The sequence below is a fragment of the Allobosea sp. genome, from assembly GCF_051860145.1.
GTDB lineage: Bacteria > Pseudomonadota > Alphaproteobacteria > Rhizobiales > Beijerinckiaceae > Allobosea.
Genome location: NZ_JBHYEM010000004.1, coordinates 54,785 through 74,856, shown reverse-complemented (window position 1 = coordinate 74,856; position 20,072 = coordinate 54,785). Strand labels below are relative to the sequence as shown.

Annotated in this window: 17 protein-coding genes; 3 read left to right on the top strand and 14 right to left on the bottom strand. The window is 68.0% G+C overall.

Going from position 1 to position 20,072, the window contains the following annotated elements:
• The first annotated feature begins 212 nt into the window (after positions 1 to 212).
• Together ACTIF2_RS08235 and ACTIF2_RS08230 are read left to right on the top strand one after the other, a co-directional pair.
• Positions 213 to 1,025, top strand: coding sequence for a DUF2189 domain-containing protein (locus ACTIF2_RS08235; RefSeq protein WP_439496571.1), 813 nt, complete (start codon positions 213 to 215; stop codon positions 1,023 to 1,025).
• Between the two features lie 149 nt (positions 1,026 to 1,174).
• Positions 1,175 to 1,486, top strand: a complete 312-nt coding sequence (locus ACTIF2_RS08230; protein ID WP_439496570.1) for a hypothetical protein — start codon at positions 1,175 to 1,177, stop codon at positions 1,484 to 1,486.
• 44 nt (positions 1,487 to 1,530) lie between these two features.
• Here ACTIF2_RS08230 and ACTIF2_RS08225 read toward each other — a convergent pair whose 3' ends face one another.
• From ACTIF2_RS08225 to ACTIF2_RS08210, 4 genes are all read right to left on the bottom strand, one after another.
• Positions 1,531 to 2,334, bottom strand: coding sequence for a carbohydrate ABC transporter permease (locus ACTIF2_RS08225; protein WP_439496569.1), 804 nt, complete (start codon positions 2,332 to 2,334; stop codon positions 1,531 to 1,533).
• Positions 2,331 to 3,200: a carbohydrate ABC transporter permease gene (locus ACTIF2_RS08220; RefSeq protein WP_439496568.1), complete on the bottom strand. Its 870-nt coding sequence runs from the start codon at positions 3,198 to 3,200 to the stop codon at positions 2,331 to 2,333. Before ACTIF2_RS08220 ends, ACTIF2_RS08225 begins: the two co-directional genes overlap by 4 nt.
• A 39-nt stretch (positions 3,201 to 3,239) precedes the next feature.
• Positions 3,240 to 4,469, bottom strand: a complete 1,230-nt coding sequence (locus tag ACTIF2_RS08215) for an ABC transporter substrate-binding protein (RefSeq protein ID WP_439496567.1) — start codon at positions 4,467 to 4,469, stop codon at positions 3,240 to 3,242.
• A gap of 496 nt (positions 4,470 to 4,965) precedes the next feature.
• Entirely contained in the window at positions 4,966 to 7,095 is a 2,130-nt protein-coding gene (locus tag ACTIF2_RS08210; protein WP_439496566.1) for a DEAD/DEAH box helicase, read from the bottom strand.
• Between the two features lie 204 nt (positions 7,096 to 7,299).
• Here ACTIF2_RS08210 and aidB point away from each other — a divergent pair, with 204 nt between their 5' ends.
• Positions 7,300 to 8,118, top strand: a complete 819-nt coding sequence (aidB, locus tag ACTIF2_RS08205; protein ID WP_439496565.1) for an AidB family quorum-quenching N-acyl homoserine lactonase — start codon at positions 7,300 to 7,302, stop codon at positions 8,116 to 8,118.
• 6 nt (positions 8,119 to 8,124) lie between these two features.
• Here aidB and recN read toward each other — a convergent pair whose 3' ends face one another.
• From recN to murC, 10 genes are all read right to left on the bottom strand, one after another.
• Complete coding sequence (gene recN, locus ACTIF2_RS08200; protein WP_439496564.1) at positions 8,125 to 9,810, bottom strand: DNA repair protein RecN; 1,686 nt, start codon at positions 9,808 to 9,810, stop codon at positions 8,125 to 8,127.
• Positions 9,811 to 9,874: 64 nt separating this feature from the next.
• On the bottom strand, positions 9,875 to 10,738 hold the full coding sequence (locus ACTIF2_RS08195) for an outer membrane protein assembly factor BamD (protein WP_439496563.1): 864 nt from the start codon (positions 10,736 to 10,738) through the stop codon (positions 9,875 to 9,877).
• A 214-nt stretch (positions 10,739 to 10,952) separates the two neighbouring features.
• Positions 10,953 to 11,897: a UDP-3-O-acyl-N-acetylglucosamine deacetylase gene (gene lpxC / locus ACTIF2_RS08190; RefSeq protein ID WP_439496562.1), complete on the bottom strand. Its 945-nt coding sequence runs from the start codon at positions 11,895 to 11,897 to the stop codon at positions 10,953 to 10,955.
• Between the two features lie 311 nt (positions 11,898 to 12,208).
• Complete coding sequence (gene ftsZ, locus ACTIF2_RS08185) at positions 12,209 to 13,915, bottom strand: cell division protein FtsZ (RefSeq protein WP_439496561.1); 1,707 nt, start codon at positions 13,913 to 13,915, stop codon at positions 12,209 to 12,211.
• A 105-nt stretch (positions 13,916 to 14,020) separates the two neighbouring features.
• The gene (ftsA, locus tag ACTIF2_RS08180; protein WP_439496916.1) at positions 14,021 to 15,313 is read right to left on the bottom strand and encodes a cell division protein FtsA; all 1,293 of its coding nucleotides are present in this window, start codon (positions 15,311 to 15,313) and stop codon (positions 14,021 to 14,023) included.
• 29 nt (positions 15,314 to 15,342) lie between these two features.
• On the bottom strand, positions 15,343 to 16,296 hold the full coding sequence (locus ACTIF2_RS08175) for a cell division protein FtsQ/DivIB (protein WP_439496560.1): 954 nt from the start codon (positions 16,294 to 16,296) through the stop codon (positions 15,343 to 15,345).
• Positions 16,263 to 17,177, bottom strand: a complete 915-nt coding sequence (locus ACTIF2_RS08170) for a D-alanine--D-alanine ligase (RefSeq protein WP_439496559.1) — start codon at positions 17,175 to 17,177, stop codon at positions 16,263 to 16,265. Before ACTIF2_RS08170 ends, ACTIF2_RS08175 begins: the two co-directional genes overlap by 34 nt.
• A 71-nt stretch (positions 17,178 to 17,248) precedes the next feature.
• Positions 17,249 to 18,175 carry a UDP-N-acetylmuramate dehydrogenase gene (gene murB, locus ACTIF2_RS08165; protein ID WP_439496558.1) on the bottom strand — a complete coding sequence of 309 codons (927 nt, stop codon included), beginning with the start codon at positions 18,173 to 18,175 and terminating at the stop codon, positions 17,249 to 17,251.
• 13 nt (positions 18,176 to 18,188) lie between these two features.
• The gene (locus tag ACTIF2_RS08160; RefSeq protein ID WP_439496557.1) at positions 18,189 to 18,611 is read right to left on the bottom strand and encodes an endonuclease domain-containing protein; all 423 of its coding nucleotides are present in this window, start codon (positions 18,609 to 18,611) and stop codon (positions 18,189 to 18,191) included.
• Positions 18,612 to 18,667: 56 nt separating this feature from the next.
• The gene (murC, locus tag ACTIF2_RS08155; protein ID WP_439496556.1) at positions 18,668 to 20,071 is read right to left on the bottom strand and encodes a UDP-N-acetylmuramate--L-alanine ligase; all 1,404 of its coding nucleotides are present in this window, start codon (positions 20,069 to 20,071) and stop codon (positions 18,668 to 18,670) included.
• Position 20,072: the final 1 nt, after the last annotated feature.

Below are 20,072 nucleotides of genomic sequence, written 5' to 3'. Positions count from 1 at the left end.
CGTCGATCCTGCTCTGACTTTTGACGGAGCCGGGCGAGATACCGGGGCGGCGGAGATGTCTCGTCTTCTTGTTCTCACCGGGAAGCGACAATATCCGTCATCAGGCGTATAGTGATCAGGCTGAAAATTGGATGCTCGACGCCTTTGGCGGCTTGACCCAAGGATCGCGTCAAGACCGTGAGGCGCACCGGGCAAGAACCGGGAGGATCGCCATGGCCAATCTCGACGGCGTCATCACCAAGTCTGAACGCGACGCGATCTCGGGGCCGCTATCGGCTCTGCGCGTGCGCACCATCACGACGGCAGACCTGCGCGACGCGCTCTGGCGCGGCTATGAGGATTTCAAGGCGCAGCCGAGCCATCTCGCCTTCATCGCGCTGATCTACCCGATCGCGGGCGTCCTGCTCGCCCAGCTCACCGTGAGCTACAACATCTTCCCCCTGCTCTTTCCGCTGCTCGGCGGCTTCGCGCTGCTCGGGCCCTTCGCCGCGATCGGCCTCTACGAGATCAGCCGGCGGCGCGAGCTCGGCATGAACTCGTCCTGGGCCCATGCCTTCGCGGTGCTGAGGTCGCGCTCGATCGGCACGATCGCCGCGCTCGGCGCGATGCTGACCGGGCTCTTCCTCGCCTGGCTGCTCGTCGCCTGGCTGCTCTATCGCTGGCTGCTGGGCGGCGCGCCCGTGACCTCGATCAGCGGCTTCCTCACGGAGGTTCTGACCACCGCCAATGGCTGGACCCTGATCATCATCGGCAACGCCGCCGGCGCCCTGTTCGCCATCACGGCCTTCACCCTGACGGTGATCTCCTTCCCGCTGGTGCTCGACAGGCATGTCGATGTCGCGACCGCCATCCGCACCTCCGTCGCGGCGGTCGAGGCCAATCCGCGCGTCATGATGATCTGGGGCCTCATCGTCACCGGCCTGCTGGTGCTCGGCTGCCTGCCCGTGCTGGTCGGGCTCGTCCTGGTCATGCCGATCCTCGGCCACGCCACCTGGCATCTCTATCGCAAGCTCGTGGAAAAATAGGCTGTCCTGACCCGCGGCCGGGTACCCGGCTCGGCCGCGGCGACCCTCCCAAAAAAATCTTCCGACGCTTTGAACCTGCATCGCGCTGCCCGCGACCAAGGATCATGGGGCCGCGTGGTGCGGCCTCGCCAAAGCCAAGGGAGATTTTCATGTCCGCTCGCATCACCTTCGCCGGCCTCGCCACCGCCTTCGTCCTCGGCGCCGGTGCGCTCATCGGCGGCTCGCTCGCCACCTCGACCTCCGCGCAAGCTCTGCCCCTCAGCGGCAAGGGCTTTCACGGCAAGCATCACCACGGCCATTTCGGCCACGGCTTCGGTCATCGTCGTCACTGGGGCCATCGCGGCTGGGGCTACGGCCCGGTCTATGCCGGCGCCTATTACGGCGGCTGCTACAAGGTGCTGCGCCGCGGCTTCGTTCCCGGCATCGGGCCGGTGGTTCGCCCGATCACCGTCTGCCGCTGAACGCAGATGCCTTTCATGCGGGGAGCCGGAGCGATCCGGCTCCCTCAATGCTGGTCCGTGGCGATGTCGCGCAATAGCCCCTTGCGCACCAGCCCGACCGAGGCCAGCACCGGCAGCGACGCCAGCAGCCCGATCGCCGCGAGCCGGCCCCACAATGTCTCATCCTCGTTGATCAGCGTCGCGATATAGGCCGGCAGGGTGAAGTTCGACGGCGTCTGGACGAAGAGCAGCGCGAACAGGAATTCGTTCCAGCTCATGATCGCGACGAAGACGCCGGTCGCGATCAGGCCCGGCATCAGCAGCGGCATGACGATATCGCGCATCCGGCGCAGGAAGCCCGCCCCGTCCATCATCGCAGCCTCCTCGAAGGCGACGGGAACGTCGCGCACGAAGCCGAGCAGCATCCAGATCGCGAAGGGCAGCGCATAGATCTGGTTGACGATGATCAGCCCAGCGAGGCTGTCGATCAGGCCGATGGCCCGCAGCAGCTGATAGAGCGGGATCGCCAGCGCGATCGGCGGCGCGAGCTTGATCACCAGCACGAAGCCGAGGAACAGGAGATCGAGCCGCTTCGGCAGCTGCAGGCGCACCAGGCCATAGGCCGCCGGCAGCGCAGTCAGCAGCGCCAGCGCCACCGTGCCGATAGCGACGACCGTGCTGTTCAGCCCCTGCCGCCATAGCCCGGCCGCGGCCAGCGCGCGGTAATGCGCCAGCGTCGGCTCCTGCGGCAGGAGCGAGATCGAGGTCGAGACATATTCGAGCGGCGGCTTGAACGAGGTCGCGACCATCCAGATCAGCGGAAGAAGCGACAGGAGCGCGACGGCGAAGGCGGCGACAGCGCGGATCATCGGCCCGCTCCGCGCATCAGCGACAGCGCGTAGAGGGCGGCGAGCACGCCCGCGACCGCGATCATCACCACGGCCGCGGCCGAGGCCATGCCGATATCGAAGAAGCGGAAACCCTGCCGGAAAACATAGAGCGAGATCGTCTCGGTGGCGTTGCCCGGTCCGCCGCCGGTCATCGCATAGACCTTGTCGAAGAGCTTGAAGCTGTCGACGCTGCGCAGCAGCGCGACGATGACGAGATAGGGCGCGAGCAGCGGCAAGGTCATGTCGACGAAGCGCCGCCAGGGCCCGGCCCCGTCGATCCGCGCCGCCTCGTAGACGTCGCGCGGGATCAGCCGCAGCCCGGCCAGCAGGATCAGGAAGGCGAAGGGCGTGCTCTGCCAGACATCGACCAGCACGATCGACCACAGCGCCAGCGACGGATCGAAGAGCCAGGAGACCGCCGGCAGCCCGACGGCCCGCAGCAGGTTATTGAGATAACCGAGATCATAGTGAAACCAGGCCCGCCAGATCGCGGTCACCACCATCGTCGAGAGCACGAAGGGCGCCAACAGCAGCGTCATCACCAGGCTGCGCCCCGCGAACGCCTTGTCTAGCAGCAGCGCGAGACCAAGCCCGAGCGCCAGCTCGATCACTGTGGCGGCCAGCGTGAAGACGACGGTATTGAGCACGGCCTGCCGGAAGAAGCGGTCTCCCAGCAGGTCGCGATAATTCTCGAGCCCGACGAAGGTCGCGCCGGCAAAGCCGTAATCCGTTGCGAAGGCCGAGAGCGCCAGTGTCCGGCCGAGCGGATAGAGCGTCAGCCCTCCCAGCAGCAGGATGGCGGGGGCGAGCAGCAGCCAGGGCAGCAGGCGGTGATGCGCGATCATGGCGGGCGGCGCGCGCCGGAGGCCGGCGCGCCCTCCGGATCAGCGTGTCAGCGCCCGCGCGATCTGCGCATTGGCCTCGGTCAGCGCTTGCTGCGGCTGCATCTGGCCGATCAGGGCGAGCTGCAGATAATCACCGAGAATGGTCTCGACGCGGGCCCATTGCGCGATGCGCGGCCGCGCCTGCGCGACGTTGAGCGCCTCGAGCTGTGCCGGATACCAGCGGTATTTCGCAACGAGGTCCTTGTCGGTGAAGAGGCTGGCGCGGGTCGGCGGATTGCCGGTCTCGAGCGCGATCAGCTTCTGGTTCTCGGCCGAGGTGACGAAGCGGATGAAATCCGCGGCGCGCTGCTTGTTGGGCGAATCGGCGGGAATGCCGAGGAGCCAGGCGCCAAGCATCGGCGCCGGCCCCTTGACCTCGCCGGGCGAAGCCACGACCTCGACCTGGCCGACGACCTTCGAGACCTTGGCGTCGTCGAGCGAGCCGGCCCAGGACGACCACATCTCGACGGCGATCGCCGCGCGGCCCTGATGGATCGCGTCGCGCAGTTCGGTCGCGTTGTAGGTCTCGACGCCCTTCGGCGCGAGCGCCTTGAAGGAGAGGAACTGGGTCAGCGCCTTCAGGGCCTCGGGCGTATCGAGCACGGCCTTGCCGTTGTCATCGACGACCTGGCCGCCATGGGCCCAGAGCACCGGCAGGAACGAGGTGACGATCGGGTTGCCCTTGATGCCGCGGAAGACGAGGCCGGAAACACCCTCCTCCTTCGACTGGATCACCTGCGCCGCCTTGACGACATCGCTCCAGGTCTTCGGGCGCTCGAAGCCGTGCTTGGCGAGCAGGTCCTTGCGATAGGCGAACATCGCGATATTGCCGACGAAGGGCGCGGCATAGAGCTTGCCGTCGCGCCGCGAGACATCCATCGCCGATTTGACGAAATCGCCCGGCAATCCGCCGAGCCCGTCGAGATCGGCGAGCCAGCCGCGCGCCATGAATTCCGGCGCCCAGATGTCGTCCAGCATCGCGACATCGGTCGCGCCCGTCTTCTCGCGGGCGCCGATCGCGAGGCGCTCATAGAGCGGGCCGCCCGGCAATTCGAGGCGCTCGATCTTCACGCCCGGATTCTTCGCCTGGTAGAGCTCGACCATCTTGGCGAGCGCCGGCGCAAAGCCGGCATCGCGGCCGGCAATGACGAGGCGGTCCTGTGCGGCGGCCGGCGCGATGAGGCCGGTCAGTAAGGCTATGGCGCAAAGCGCCCTGCGCGTGATGGACATGGATATTCCCCCTGCTGGCGTTCGGATGACGGCCTTGGGGGGAGTGTAGCGCGATTGCTACGGCAATACGACAAAACGGGAACCTTTGCCGCCGGCAGCGGTTCATTTCGGCGTCACGGCCATTTCGTGACGGATTGGATCATGCGGGCCGGCCGGCCCGCGCCCAAAGCCGGGGGCTTTTCATGAACAACATCATTTATATCGTCGGGCTGATTGTCGTCGTTCTCGCCATCCTGTCCTTCCTCGGGCTGCGCTGACCGCGCGCCTATCCCTTCGGCGCATCTCAGGCATTGTCGAGCGAAGCGTCTACCGCTTTGCCGGAAGCCATGCGTCAAACCAAAGAGGTCGGGCAGGTTGCGTTCAAGCTGAACCGTCATTGCGAGCGGAGCGAAGCAATCCAGGGGTCTCGTATAAGCCCCCTGGATTGCTTCGTCGCTGACGCTTCTCGCAATGACGGGTCGGGATTGCTCTCAGGGCGCTAGCCTGCTGGAGAGCATCAGCCTCGATCGTCCCGCCGTGGCTTCTTGCGGTTGAACGGCTTGCCCGGAGGCTTGCCGCCCGGCCCCGCCGAAAATCCGGTTTCCGACCTGCCCGGACCAGGGCCCTTGCCCTGGCCGAAGCTCTTGCCTTGACCGAAACTCTTGCCGCCGCCCGGTTTCCCGGCGAACGGCTTGGCGCCTGCGTAAGGCTTGCCCTTGCCGAAGGGCTTGTCGGCAGGGCCAGTCTTGCGCTCAAAAACTCGCTCGCTTGGCCGCAGCACGGCGGTTTCGTCGAAGGCAGGCTCACGGTCGCGCCGCGTCGGGTCATAGGGCTTCTTGGCGAAGGGCTTGCCCTTGCCTTCATACGGCTTCCGCTTTCCGGCGAACGGGCCCTCGCCCCTCTCGCCTTCGGCCTGGTGCCGCTGGCCATGGCTCGCCTTCTCGGCGAAGGGTTTTGCCGGACGGCGCTCCGCCTCTCCGGTCATCAGCTCGATGACGATCTTGTCGCGATCGGTCGCGCTCGCCAGCGCCGCGAAGCGCTCGGCCACATCGGCGTCGATCTCGACCTTGGTTTCCTTGTCGAAGATCCGGATCGCGCCGACCTCGTCGCGGGTGATCTTGCCGCGCCGGCACAGCATCGGCAGCAGCTGGCGCGGGTCCGCTCCATCCTTGCGGCCGATATTCAGCCTGAACCAGACCGTCTCGCCGCGTGGCCCGGCCTTGCGCGGGCCCTCGGTCCGCGGGCTGTCGGAGCGGTCGCGCTCGAAGCGGCCAGCGGGACGGCCCTCGGCATAAGCCTCCGCACTGCGCACCGGCCGGCGCTCGTCGCGGCCGAAATTGGGGTCGCCGACCTCCTCGGCCGCCGGCAAGCGCGAACGGTAAACCCGGACCAGTGCCGCAGCGATCTCCTGCGCCGAGCGCCCGGCGAGCAGCGCCTCGACCATGCCGGCATCGTCCTCGCTGGCCTCGCCGCTGAGCAGCGGGTCCTGGAGCAGGCGCTCCTGGTCGAGCGCACGGATCTCGTCCTGCGTCGGAGCGCCGGCCCAGACGGCCTCGACCTTGGCCTCGGACAGCAGCATCTCGGCCTTGCGCCGGCGCGAGGCCGGCACCAGCAACACGCTCGTGCCCTTCTTGCCGGCGCGCCCGGTGCGGCCGCTGCGATGCTGCATCACCTCGGGATCGTTCGGCAGCTCGGCATGGATCACCAGGGTCAGCCCCGGCAGGTCGATGCCGCGCGCCGCGACATCGGTTGCGACGCAGACCCGGGCCCGCCCGTCGCGCAGCGCCTGCAGCGCCGAATTGCGCTCGCTCTGGCTGAGCTCGCCCGAGAGCGCCACCGCCGAGAAGCCGCGCTCGAGCAGGATCGCCTCGAGATGGCGCACCGCGTTGCGCGTGTTGCAGAACACCAGCGCGCAGGGCGAATCGTGGAAGCGCAGCAGGTTGACGACGGCGAGCTCTGCCTCCTTCGGCCAGACCCGGATGGCGCGGTATTCGATATCGGCGTGGCCCCCTGCCCCACCCGTGACCTCGATGCGCAGGGCATCGCGCTGGTAGCTGCGGGCAAGCGCGATGATCGCCTTCGGCAAGGTCGCCGAGAACAGCAGGCTGCGGCGCTCGGCCGGCGCGGTCTTCAGGATGAATTCGAGATCGTCGCGGAAGCCGAGATCGAGCATCTCGTCGGCCTCGTCGAGCACGACCGCCTTCAGCGCCGAGACGTCGAGCCGATGCCGTTCGATATGGTCGCGCAGCCGCCCCGGCGTGCCGACGACGATATGGGCGCCCTCGTCCAACAGCGCCGCCTCGCGCCGCGGGTCCATGCCGCCGACGCAGGAGATCACGCGGGCATTGACGTGCTTGTAGAGCCAGGCGAGTTCGCGCTGGACCTGCAGCGCCAGCTCGCGCGTCGGCGCGATGATCAGCGCCAGCGGCTGGCCGGCGCGGCCGAGCGTCTCCGCCCCGCCCAGCAGCGTCTCGCCGATGGCGAGCCCATAGGCGACGGTCTTGCCGGAGCCGGTCTGCGACGAGACCAGGAGGTCGCGGCCGGCGGCCGCCTCCTCCAGCACCGCGTTCTGCACGGGGGTGGGATCATTGTAGTTGCGTTCGGCGAGCGCACGCGCGAGCGGCGGGCTCGTGGGAAGGAAGGACATCGGTGTCGGGCCTTAGGTTGCAGCTGGCGGGTCGGCAGCACGCAGATCGAGGGGCGGCGCCGGACACGGCACCGCGATATTGCGCTGCACATAGAGGAAATCGGGGGAAAAGGGAATGGCGTGGCCAGCGTTCTGAGATACCAAGCCACCCACAACCTCATCCTGAGAACGAGGTTCCGAGCGCTGGCGACAAGGATAGCGGGCATGAACGAGACTTGGCGAGGTTTTGGCTCCTACCAGGTGCGCACGCTTCACGATGGGATATTCGAGGCACCGCTCGACGTCCTGATCCATGCCGAAGGCCAGGCCGCCCGCGACGAGGCCGTGGCGCGCTGGGGCAAGCCGAAGGTCAGCATCGCGGTCAACTGCTTCGTCCTGAAGGGTGCCGACGGGATCACCCTCGTCGATGCCGGAACCGGCCCCTCCTGGGGCGAAGCGATGGGGCATGCGCCCGCCGCCATGGCGAGCGCGGGCATTGCTCCCGAGCAGGTCGAGCATGTCTTGATCACGCATCTGCACGGCGACCATGCCCTCGGCCTCTTCGACGGCGATCGCGCCCGCTTCCCCAATGCCGGGATCATCGTGCCAGAGGCCGATCTCGGCTTCTTCGGAGACGAGGCCAACCGCGCGCGGACGCCGCAGAACAAGCAGGGCGGTTTTGCCATCGCGGCGACCTTGAGGAAGCATTATGCCGGCCGCATCAGCCCCGTTCCGGCCGGCGCCGTGCGCCCCGGTATCGCGTTGATCCCGCTCCCCGGCCATACCTTCGGCCATAGCGGCTATCTGATCGAAGGCGAGGAGAGCCTCATGCTCTGGGGCGATGCGCTGCATCTGTCCGACCTGCAGGCCTCGGATCCGGAGATCGGCTTCGTCTATGATTTCGACGCCGCCACCGCCCTCGCCTCGCGCCGCTCCGTCCTCGCGCGCTCCGCGCGCGAAGGCTGGCTCGTGTCGGGCGGTCATATCGAAGGCTTCAGGCGCGTCGTCGGGAATGGCCCGGGCTACGAACTGATCCCGGCCTGATCGGCCTCAGACCCGCACTCCGGCGGCGCCCAAAAGCCGCCCGGCCGCCGCCCGCGCCTCTTCCGTGATGCTCGCCCCCGCCAGCATCCTGGCGATCTCCTCGCGCCGCGTCTGATCCTCCAGCGGCAGGACGCGGGTCACCGTCCGCGCCGCCGCATCGTCCTGCAGGGCCGATTTCGAGATCAGGAAATGCCGGCCGGCCTTGGCCGCGACCTGCGGCGCATGCGTCACGGAAATCACCTGGACCTGCCGCGCCAGCCGCGCCAGCCGCTCGCCGATCGCATCGGCGACCGCGCCGCCGACGCCGGTGTCGATCTCGTCGAAGACCAGCGTCGGAGCCGAGCCGCGCTCGGCCAGCACGACCTTGAGCGCCAGCATGAAACGCGAGAGCTCGCCGCCGGAGGCCACCTTCATCATCGGGCCCGGGCGCGTGCCGGGATTGGTCTCGACCCAGAACTCGACCCGGTCGAAGCCTTCCGGGCCGCGCGCCGTCTCGTCGCTGTCGATCTGGGTGATGAAACGGGCGCGTTCGAGCTTCAGCGGCGGCAGCTCGGCCTTGACCGCCTTGTCGAGCCTGGAAGCCGCCTCGTGGCGGGCCGCGGACAGGGCCCGCGCCTGCGACAGGTAGCTGGCCTCCGCCTCGGCCAGCTCGGCCTCGAGCCGGGCGAGCGAGCCTTCGCTCTCGTCGAGCTCGGCCAGGTCGGCGCTCATCCGCGCCGCGAGATCGGCCAGGGCATCGACCGGCACGTCGAACTTGCGCCCCGCCGCCCGTAGCGCGAACAGGCGTTCCTCGACGCGTTCCTGCTCCTGGGGATCGTATTCGGCGGCACGCACCGCCGCCGCGAGCGCCTCGCCCGCCTCTTCGAGCGCAACGATCGCCGTGTTCAGCGCAGCCGAGGACGGGTCGACGAGTTCGGGAGCCTGCGCGCCGCGCCGCTCCAGCCGCCGCAGCACCGCCGCCAGGGCTGGAACCGGCGACCCATCACCGCCGACGGCCTCATAGGCGTCGGCAAGGTCCCGCGTCACCTTCTCCGCCTGCATCATGCCCTGGCGCCGGGTGGCGAGCGCCTCTTCCTCGCCTTGCTCGGGCGCGAGCTTTCCGAGTTCGGCCACGGCATGGCGCAGGAAATCGGCCTCCTTGCGCGCGGCCTCGACGCGGATGCGCTGGGTCTGGAGCGCCTGCCGCGCCCGCTTCAGGATGTCGCTCGCCGCCGCTGTCGCGCCCGCCTGTTTGTCGAGACCGCCGAACCCGTCGAGGATCGTGCGGTGCTGGGCGGCGTCGGTCAGCGCCCGGTCATCGTGCTGGCCATGGATCTCGACGATCGCCGCGCCGATCATCCGCAGGATCTGGACGCTCACCGGCTGGTCGTTGACGAAGGCGCGGGTCCTGCCATCGGCATATTGCACGCGGCGCAGGATCAGGTCGCCGTCGGTGTCGATTTCCTGCGCCTGCGCCAGCTTGCGGGCGGGATGGTCGAGCGGCAGGTCGAAGACCGCGCTGACCTGGCCCTGAGCCTCGCCATGGCGCACCAGGCCACCATCGCCGCGGCCGCCGAGCGCGAGCGCGAAGCCATCGAGCAGGATCGACTTGCCGGCGCCGGTCTCGCCGGTCAGCACGCTCAGTCCCACGCCGAAAGCCAGATCGAGCCGATCGATCAGGACGATGTCACGGATCGAGAGCTGCGCCAGCATGGCGCTCAGCGGGCGATCGAGGGAAGGGTCATGCGGTCCATCAGCCCGCCCATCGCCTGTTCGGTCAGCGTACGAGGCCGATGACCGACCGGGTGAAGCCGTTGAACAGCCGGCTGATATAGGAGCCGCGATCCTCGCGGGGCTCGAGGCCGCCGCTCTGCAGCAGCGTGTAGGAGTCCTTGTACCACGGGCTGTCGGGGAAGTTGTGCCCGAGCACGGCCGCCGCCGTCTGCGCCTCGTTGGTGATGCCCAGCGCCATATAGGCCTCGGTCAGGCGCATCAGCGCCTCCTCGACATGGCGGGTGGTCTGATACTTGGTGATCACGTCGCGGAAGCGGTTCACCGCGCCGGTATAGTTGCGCTTCTCGAGATAGTAGCGCCCGACATTCATCTCCTTGCCGGCGAGCTGGTCGCGCGCCACCAGCATCTTTTCCTTCACGTCGAGCACATATTCCGACTTCGGGTAGCGGTCGAGCAGCTGCTGCATCGCCGCGAGCGCGAGATTGGTGCGCTCCTGGTCGCGCGTCGCGTCGGGGATCTGGTTGTAATACGACATCGCCAGGATGTACTGCGCATAGGCCGCATCCGGGCTGGCCGGGTTCTGCGCCAGGAAGCGCTTGGAGGCAGTGATCGCCTCCTCCCATTTCGACGCATTATAATTGGTATAGGCGGTCATGATCAGGCCCCGCTTCGCATAGGGCGAGAACGGCGCGTTCTTGTCGATTTCCTCGAATTTCTTGACGGCGCCTTCGCTGTCGCCGTTCTGGGCGCGGGCGAGACCCTCGTTGTAGAGCTTGTCGGCCGGCACGTCCGCCACGATCTCGGGCTTATAGACCTCGGGCCGATCGAACGGGTTCAGCGAGGACAGCGTGTCGCAGCCGCCGAGCAGCAAGGCGACGCCGAGCGTGAGGGCAAAACCCTTCCGCATCGGTCGGGCGCTTTGGGAAATCGGGGTGTTCAGCCGCATGACGCTCACGTCGCTCGTCCTCTTTCGATCGTCACCGCAAGATGGCGAAGGATGCCTTTACCTCAGACGCAGCGCACACGCTACCGTCGAAAGGCAGGTTACGAACATGCGAAGCTTCCGCTGCATTCGACATAAACCGGGCGAATGCAAGGCGCGGGCGGTCTGCCTGTGAAGTTCAGTTCAGATCCGGCGCGAAGGCCGCGGGCGCAGCCGCCGCCATCTGCGTGGCGCGATGGGCATAGACCGGCTCGGCCTCGATCACCGCGTAATTCGCACGATCCGCGAACAGCGCTTCCAGGATGCGCACGTTCAGGCGATGCCCGCCGCAATAGGAGCGGAACTCGCCGAGAATCGGGTAGCCGGCCAGCGCGAGATCGCCGACCGCGTCGAGCACCTTGTGGCGCACGAACTCGTCCGCGTAGCGCAGGCCCTCGGGATTGACCACCTTGTCGTCGCCGATCGCGACGGTGTTATCGAGCGAGGCGCCGAGCGCGAAGCCGGCCTTCCAGAGCTGCTCGACCTCGCGCATGAAACCGAAGGTCCGCGCACGCGAAATCTCGCCGGCATAGGCCACCGGCTCGAGGTCGAAGACCTTGCGCTGACGGCCGATCACCGGCGTGTCGAAATCGATCTCGACATCGAGGCGGAAGCCGTCGTCGAAGGGGACGAGCTCGGCGAAGGCGCGCCCGTTCTCGACGCGCACCGGCTGCAGGATCTTAAGATAGCGGCGGGTGGCGCCGAGCGCGACGATGCCGGTCGCCTCGATCGCGGCGACGAACTCGGCCGCGCTGCCGTCCATGATCGGCATTTCCGGCCCGTCGATCTCGATCAGCACATTGTCGAGCCCAAGGCCGGTGCAAGCCGACATCAGATGCTCGATCGTGGAGACCGACGCGCCCGAGCGATCGCCGATCACCGTGCACAGCTCAGTGGCGCTGACCTTGGTGTGGCGGGCGTGGATGAGATGGGAGGGGCCGCCCTCGGCCTCCTTGCGGAGGAAGACGATGCCGGAGTTCGCGCTGGAAGGCTTGAGGCAGATTCCGGCGGGAGCTCCGGAATGAACGCCGATACCTTGCAGGGACACGGGCGCGCGGAGGGTGGTCTGCCGATCAAAGTTCATTCCGGTATCCAATCTCGAACGCGAACGACACGGCGGCGCAAGAAGGCGGGCTGCCTGAAATCGTCTGCGATCCTTTCTCTGGGTCGGCGCCGGGCGGTTGCCTGTGCCGTCATGCCCCTTTTGAGCGAGTGCAACATACCCCTTAGGGAGAGGTCGACAAAATCACGCTTTCTTTCGCTCTGTAACAACGGCACTCAAGCAGTAATCCCTAATCATCCCATTGAGATATATAGTTTTTCAAACGTAAACAGAGCCCGGGGCGGGCGGCCGCCCCGGGCTCTGTTACAACGTCTTCGCAATCGGTGCGGCGGTCAGTTCGCCTGCCGGCGGAGGAAGGCCGGAATCTCGAGCTGATCCTCCTCGCTGGCGCGATTCGGTGCAGTGCGGCCAAGCTGGTCGAGCTGCCCCTGGGCCGGACGCGAGGCGGGCTGGGCCGGCCGGCGCATATATTCGGCATGGGCCGGGCTCGGAGCCGGCGCGGCGGCCTGGACCGGCGGCGGCGCCTGACGCACCGGCGCCGGCTGCGGCTCGGCCGCCTCCTCGTCCTTGCGGCCGAAGCCGACCGAGGCGAGCCGCTGCATCAGCGACATGCGCTTCTGGTCCGCCGAGGCTGGCGGCTGCGGCACGGGTTGCACGCCACGGCTGGCTGCGATCTGGTTCTGCGCCGGCATCGGCAGGTCCTCGATCCGCGGCATCCGCGTCGGCCGGACCAGGGCCCGCTCGGGGGCCGGGGCGATGAAGCTGTCGTCGGGGCGCAGCACCGGCTCCTCGAGCATGACCGGCTCGACGATCGGCGTGGCCGCGATCACCGGGCGCGGCTGCGCCGGCTCGATGCGGACATCCTCGGGCAGGCTCGGCTGCGCGATGGCGGCCGGGCGCATGGTGTCGACATTCACCGGCGCGCGATGGTCCATCACCGGGTCGGCATGGGCCGGCACGGTGGCGGGACGGGGCGCGGCGCTGGTGTTGCGCAGGCGCGCCTCGGCCTTGAGCCGCTCGGCGACCTGGGCGATGCGGGCCTCGGTGTCGTCCATCTCTGCCTGGGTCGAGATCGGCTTGTCGATGCCGGTCGCGACGACCGAGACGCGCACGACGCCTTCGAGCGATTCGTCGAAGGTGGCGCCGACGATGATGTTGGCCTCGGAATCGACCTCCTCGCGGATGCGGGTGGCGGCCTCGTCGACCTCGTAGAGCTTCATGTCGCGCCCGCCGGTGATCGAGATCAGCAGGCCGCGCGCGCCCTTCATCGAGACGTCGTCGAGCAGCGGGTTGTTGATCGCGGCCTGGGCCGCGGTCAGCGCGCGCTTCTCGCCCTGCGCCTCGCCGGTGCCCATCATCGCCTTGCCCATGCCGCGCATCACGGCGCGCACGTCGGCGAAGTCGAGATTGATCAGGCCGGGCCGCACCATCAGGTCGGTGATGCAGGCGACGCCCGAGTAAAGAACCTGGTCGGCCATGCCGAAGGCGTCGGCGAAGCCGGTGGTCTCGTTGGCGACGCGGAAGAGGTTCTGGTTCGGGATCACGATCAGCGTGTCGACGGCCTCGTTCAGCTCGCCGATGCCGGCCTCCGCCATGCGCATGCGGCGATGGCCCTCGAACTGGAACGGCTTGGTGACGACGCCGACGGTCAGGATGCCCATGTCGCGGGCGACGCGGGCGATCGCGGGCGCAGCGCCGGTACCGGTGCCGCCGCCCATGCCGGCGGTGATGAAGACCATGTGCGCGCCGGCGAGATGATCGCGGATCTCGTCGATCACCTCCTCGGCGGCGGCGCGCCCGACCTCGGGCTGGGAGCCTGCCCCGAGACCCTCGGTGACCTGCAGGCCCATCTGCACGATGCGGGAGGCTCGGGAGAGCGCCAGCGCCTGCGCGTCGGTGTTGGCGACGACGAAATCGACGCCGTCGAGACCGGCCTCGATCATGTTGTTGACGGCGTTGCCGCCGGCACCGCCGACGCCGAACACGGTGATTCGGGGCTTGAGTTCCCGGATGTCTGGGGCTTGCAGATTCATCGCCATGGTTGCCTCTTCTTGATCCTTGTCCGGCGCCTGGCGGGTGCCGTCCCGATTGCTACGTTGTTACTCTTGGTCCGGAGCGACGCCGCGCCGCCCGGGCCGATACCCTCAGAAACTCTCTTTCAGCCAACGCCCGACACGCGAGAAATACCCGTCCGTACCCGTTGCGAAGTAAGCGCCGCTCGCACGCGGCTCGAAATGTTCGACATGCGCCACCTGCGGATAGACCAGCAGGCCGACCGCCGCGGCGAAGGCCGGGCCCTTGCCCGCCTCCGGCAATCCCTTGATGCCGAGCGGGCGCCCGGTGCGGACCTGCCCGCCGAGGACGCGGCGCGCCACTTCCGCCAATCCGGTGAGCTGGCAGGCCCCGCCGGTGAGCACCACCCGCCGTCCGGCCTGGGCCGAGAAGCCCGCGGCGTTCAGCCGGTCGCGCACCAGCTCGACGATCTCCTCGACGCGCGGCTTGATGATCCGCACGAGATGCGACTTGGCGAGATGGTTCGGCGTGTCACGCTCGTCGTCGTCGACCTGCGGCACCGAGATCATGTCGCGCTCGTCGGAGGCGCTGGCGATGGCCGAGCCATGCAGGGTCTTCAGGCGCTCGGCCGCCGACACCCGGGTCGAGAGGCCGCGCGCCACGTCCATGGTGATGTGATTGCCGCCGACGGCGATGGCGTCGGCATGCATCAGGTGGCCGCCGGCGAAGACGCCGATGCTGGTGGTGCCGCCGCCCATGTCGACGGTGACGACGCCCATCTCGGCCTCGTCGTCGACCAGCACGGACAAGCCCGACGCATAGGGTGTCGCTACGACCGCCTCGATTTCGAGGTGGCAGCGCTCGACTGCGAGCATGACGTTGCGGGCCGCGGCCGCCTCGGCGGCGACGACATGCATGTCGACCGAGAGCTTGCCGCCGACCAGGCCGCGCGGATCGAGCACGCCGGGCAGCCCGTCGAGCGCATAGCCGGTCGGGAGCGCATGCAGCACCGCCCTGCCGGGCCGGATCGCGTGCGTCGCCGCGACCGCCAGCACCCGTTTCACATCCGAATCGCTGACGGAGCCGCCGCGCAGGTCGACGCTCGCCGCATAATGCTGCGAGCCGATGCGGCCGCCGGTCAGGTTGACGATGACCGACTGCACCTCGACCTTGGCCATGCGCTCGGCCGCGTCGACGGCGGCGCGGATGGCGCGTTCGGCATTCTCGAGATCGATGATCGCGCCGCCCTTCACCCCGAGCGAGCGCTGGTGGCCGATGCCGATGATGCGGGCGACATGGGTGCGCCCGCGCAGCCGCTCGTTCGCCTCGGCCGGGTTGAGCTCGGCGATGAGGCAGACGACCTTGCTGGTGCCGATGTCCAGAATCGACAAGGTCGCGCTCTTGCGCGACGAGAGCGGCCGCATCCGCGGCGTCAGGCCCTGGGAGGTGAAGTTCACGCCTCGCCTCCCTTCTTCTTGGTCTTTGTCTTGAGCTGTTCGGCGCGGGCGGCGGCGCCCTCTTCCGTCAGGCGCATCACGACCCGGTCCGGCTGGCGCAGGTCGATGGCCAGCAGATCCTTGTCGAGCAGATGGAAATCGCTCTCGAGGCCGGCGAGCCGCTTCAGCGCGTCGGCAGGCGCGGTCTCCGGCAGGCGGATATCCATGCCGTTGTCGAGCTTCAGGTTCCAGCGCCGGCCGGCGACGAGGCTGCCGGCGCGGATGCGCGGCGCCAGCGACCCGGCATCCGCGAGCAGCTTGAGATATTCGCTGGCGCGGTTGTTCGCGTCGGCGCCGACGACCAGCGGCAGGTTGACGAAGCGGCCATCGTCCATCTTGTCGATCACGGTGCCGTCGGCGGCGATCAGGAAGAGCTCGCCCTTCACCTGCCAGAGCGCATAGGGCTCGCGCTCGGTCAGGGTGATCGCGATCTCGCCGGGATAGAGCTTGCGCACGGTCGCCTGGCGAATCAGCGGCGTCGCCTCCAGCCGGCGGCGCGCCTCGTCGGCGTCGAAGAAGGCGAGCGAGGTCTTGGTGTCGATTCCCGCGGCGACCAGGACCTCGATCTCCGACAGTTCCGTCAGGCCCGAGATCGTCACCCGGTCGACGCCGAGACCGACCACCCGCGCCAGCATGTCCCGCGGCGCGCCATAGGTCTCCTGCAGCCTGTCGATATGTCCACCCAGCACGCAGCCCGTTCCAATGCTCAATCCGAGGAAACCCAGCGCCAGCCAGGTGCCGATCCGTTGCGGCATGCGCTGCGCCAGCGGCACGGCACTGCGCCGCGACGACCGGAACCAGCGGCGCGAACGCTCACCGACCAGCAGTTGCGGCACGACGGCCGGCATCGACGAGCGCTTGGCCACCGCCACCGCTTTCATCGATCGAGGGAGGCGTCCTCCACCATCCATTTGACGAGCTCACCGAAGTTCAGGCCCGCGTGGGCAGCCAATTCGGGCACCAGGCTGGTTTCGGTCATGCCGGGCTGCGTGTTGACCTCCAACCAGACGAGCGTGTCAGTCTCGTCGTCGTAGCGGAAGTCAGAACGGCTGACGCCCCGGCACCCGATTGCTTGATGCGCCGTTAACGCACACTCTTCGATCTGCTGGTAAATTTTCGGTAAAATTTGAGCCGGGCAGATGTGGATCGATCCACCTTTCGCGTACTTCGCGTCATAGTCGTAGAACTCGCCCGTAGCGGCTTGTATTTCCGTCACACCCAGCGATTTGCCGCCCATCACGGCGCAGGTCAGCTCCCGGCCGGAAATGAAGGTTTCGGCCAGCAGCATCTCCCCGCAGGGCCAATCCTCGCGCGCGATCTCCTGCGGCGGGTGCTCGCGCCCCTTCTTGACGATGACGACGCCGACGGAGGAGCCCTCGTCGATCGGCTTCAGCACATAGGGCGGCGGCAGGACATGCTTCTTGGCGGCCTCGAAGCGCGAGACGTTGAGCCCGTGCGCGACCGGCACGCCGGCGGCAGCCGCGACCATCTTGGCCTTGTCCTTGCGGATGGCGAGCGCCGAGGCGAGCACGCCGGAATGGGTATAGGGAATGCGCAGGATCTCGAGCATGCCCTGGATCGTGCCGTCCTCGCCGTAGCGGCCATGCAACGCGTTGAAGGCGACGTCGGGCCGGAGCGTGTCGAGGACCGTGGCGATGTCGCGCTGCGCTTCGATGCGGGTGACGCGGTAGCCGACGCTCTCCAGCGCCCTGGCGCAGGCCGCGCCGCTATTGAGGCTGACCTCGCGCTCGACCGACCATCCGCCCATCAGAACTGCGACGTGTGTGGTCATGCTGGTCCCTGCTCCGCGTGATGCGCCGAACCTCGACCAGTGATGGTTAATGGAAGGTTAAGATCCTCGGTTCAGGCCGCGACGCCGAGCCGCTTGATCTCCCAGTGCAGCTCGTAGCCGGAGCTCTCCTTGACCCGCCGGCGGACCTCCTCGCCCAGCCCCTCGATATCGGCCGCGGTCGCCCCACCGGTATTGATCAGGAAGTTGCAATGCATCTCGGAAACCTGCGCGCCGCCGACCCGCAGGCCCCGGCAGCCGGCAGCGTCGATCAGCTGCCAGGCCTTGCCGCCTTGCGGATTCTTGAAGGTCGAGCCGCCGGTGCGCTCCTTGATCGGCTGCGCCGCCTCGCGCGCCGCCGTCACCCGGTCCATCTCGGCCTGGATCGCGGCCTGATCGCCCGGCCGCCCCTGGAACAGCGCCGAGGTGAAGATGATCTCGGCCGTCGCGGCCGCGCTGTTGCGATAGGTGAAGCCCATCTGCGCATGCGAGAGCGTGACGATCTCGCCCTTGCGGGTGACGCCGCGCGCCTCGACGAGGACATCGGTCGTCTCGCCGCCATGGGCGCCGGCATTCATGCGCAGCGCCCCGCCGATGCAGCCGGGGATGCCGCGATAGAAGGCGAGTCCGTCGAGCGAGGCGTCGGCCGCCGCGCGCGCCACCTTCACGTCGGGAACCGCCGTGCCGCTGCGCAGCCGGTCGCCCTCCTCCAGCGCGATCTCGCCAAAACCCTTGCCGCCGAGGCGAATGACGACGCCGGGAATGCCGCCGTCGCGCACGATCAGGTTCGAGCCGAGCCCGACCACGGTGACCGGCGTCTCGGCGGGCAGCGTCGACAGCAGATAGGCCAGATCAGCCTCGTCGGCCGGGGTGAACAGCGCCTGCGCCGGCCCGCCGACGCGGAACCAGGTCAGCCCCGCCATCTCCTGGTTGGCGAGGAGCCGGCCGCGCAGCTCGGGCGCGGCGGCGCGAAGATCGGGGGTGATGTCGGGAAACGGCATGGCGAGGCTCGCGCTACTCCTTCTCCCCTCGGGGGAGAAGGTGGCCCGGCGAAGCCGGGTCGGATGAGGGAAGTCTGGCGAGGCCGATGGTTTCCATGATCTCACGCAGCACGAATTCGAGGTTTCCTAGAACGCGCTCGTTGGGAAAGCGCAAGACCAGATAGCCCTCATGCCGCAGGAAGGCGTCGCGCCGCGCGTCTCGGATGCGCGCATCATCCGTAGCATGGGGTTCACCGTCGAGCTCGACGATCAACCGATATTCGAAGCAGCAGAAATCGGCGATGAACGGCCCGATCGACATTTGGCGCTTGAACTTCAGGCCATTGAAGCGGCGGCCACGGACCGCTTGCCAGAATGCGGCTTCGGCCCGCGTGGGCTCGCGACGGTGATCGCGGGCGAAGTCGAGCGTCTCCGTCGAATTATTGCGCTCCAGCACGCCCTTCCCTCATCCGTCTGCTTCGCAGACACCTTCTCCCCCGAGGGGAGAAGGATTCAAGAGAGCGCCGCCAGCTCCCCCGGCAGCGCATAGGCCCATTGCGTGATGTTGCCCGCGCCGAGCAGCACGACATAGTCGCCCGGCCCGGCCAGCTCCGCGACCATGCCGGCGAGGTTCTCGGGCGCCTCCAGCGCCAGCGCATGGCGATGGCCGCGGGCCTTGATGCCGGAGACCAGGCTGTCGCGATCGGCGCCCGGAATCGGCGCCTCGCCGGCGGCGTAGGTGTCGGCCACGATCACCGTGTCGGCATCGTTGAAACAGGCGGCGAAATCGTCGAACAGGCTGGAGAGCCGGGTATAGCGATGCGGCTGGACAATGGCGATGACCTTGCTCTTGGTCGAGGCGCGCGCCGCCTTGAGCACGGCCGCGATCTCGACCGGGTGATGGCCGTAATCGTCGAAGATCAGCGCGCCGTTCCATTCACCGGTCTTGGTGAAGCGGCGCTTGACCCCGCCGAAACCGGCAAGCCCCTCGCGGATCGTCTCGACCGGGATGCCGAGATCATAGGCGACCGCGATCGCGGCGGTGGCGTTGAGCGCGTTGTGGTGGCCGGGCATCGGCATCAGAAGGTCGCGCACCACCTCGTCGCGGCCGCGCTTGCGGTCGCGGATCAGCAGCGTGAACCGGGCCTGCCCGCCGGACAGGTCGATGTCGATCAGCCGGAAATCGGCCTGCGGGTTCTCGCCATAGGTGACGACGCGCCGGTCCTCGATCTGCCCGACCAGACCCTGCACGGTCGGATGATCGATGCACATCACGGCGAAGCCGTAGAAGGGCAGGTTCTCGACGAAGGAGCGGAAGGCCTCCTTGATCGCGTCGAAGGTCTTGAAGTGGTCGAGATGCTCGGGATCGATATTGGTGACGATCGCCACGTCGGCCGGCAGCTTCAGGAAGGTGCCGTCCGATTCGTCGGCCTCGACGACCATCCAGTCGCTCTCGCCCATGCGCGCATTGGTGCCGTAGGCGTTGATGATGCCGCCATTGATCACCGTCGGGTCGAGCCCGCCCTTCTCCAGCAGCGTCGCGACCAGCGAGGTCGTCGTGGTCTTGCCATGGGTGCCGGCGACGGCGACGCAGGATTTCAGCCGCATCAGCTCGGCCAGCATCTCGGCCCGGCGCACGACCGGCAGGCGCTGCTCGCGCGCCGCGGTGAGTTCGGGATTGTCGCGCCTGATCGCGGTCGAGACGACCACGACCTCGGAATCCGCGATGTTCTCGGCCGCATGCCCGATGAAGGTCTTGATGCCCTTGTCGGCCAGGCGGCGGACATTGGCGTTGTCGGAAGCGTCCGAGCCCTGGACCTTGTAGCCGAGATTATGCAGCACCTCGGCGATACCGGACATGCCGATGCCGCCGATGCCGACGAAATGGATGGAGCCGAGTTTCGGCGGCAGCTTCATG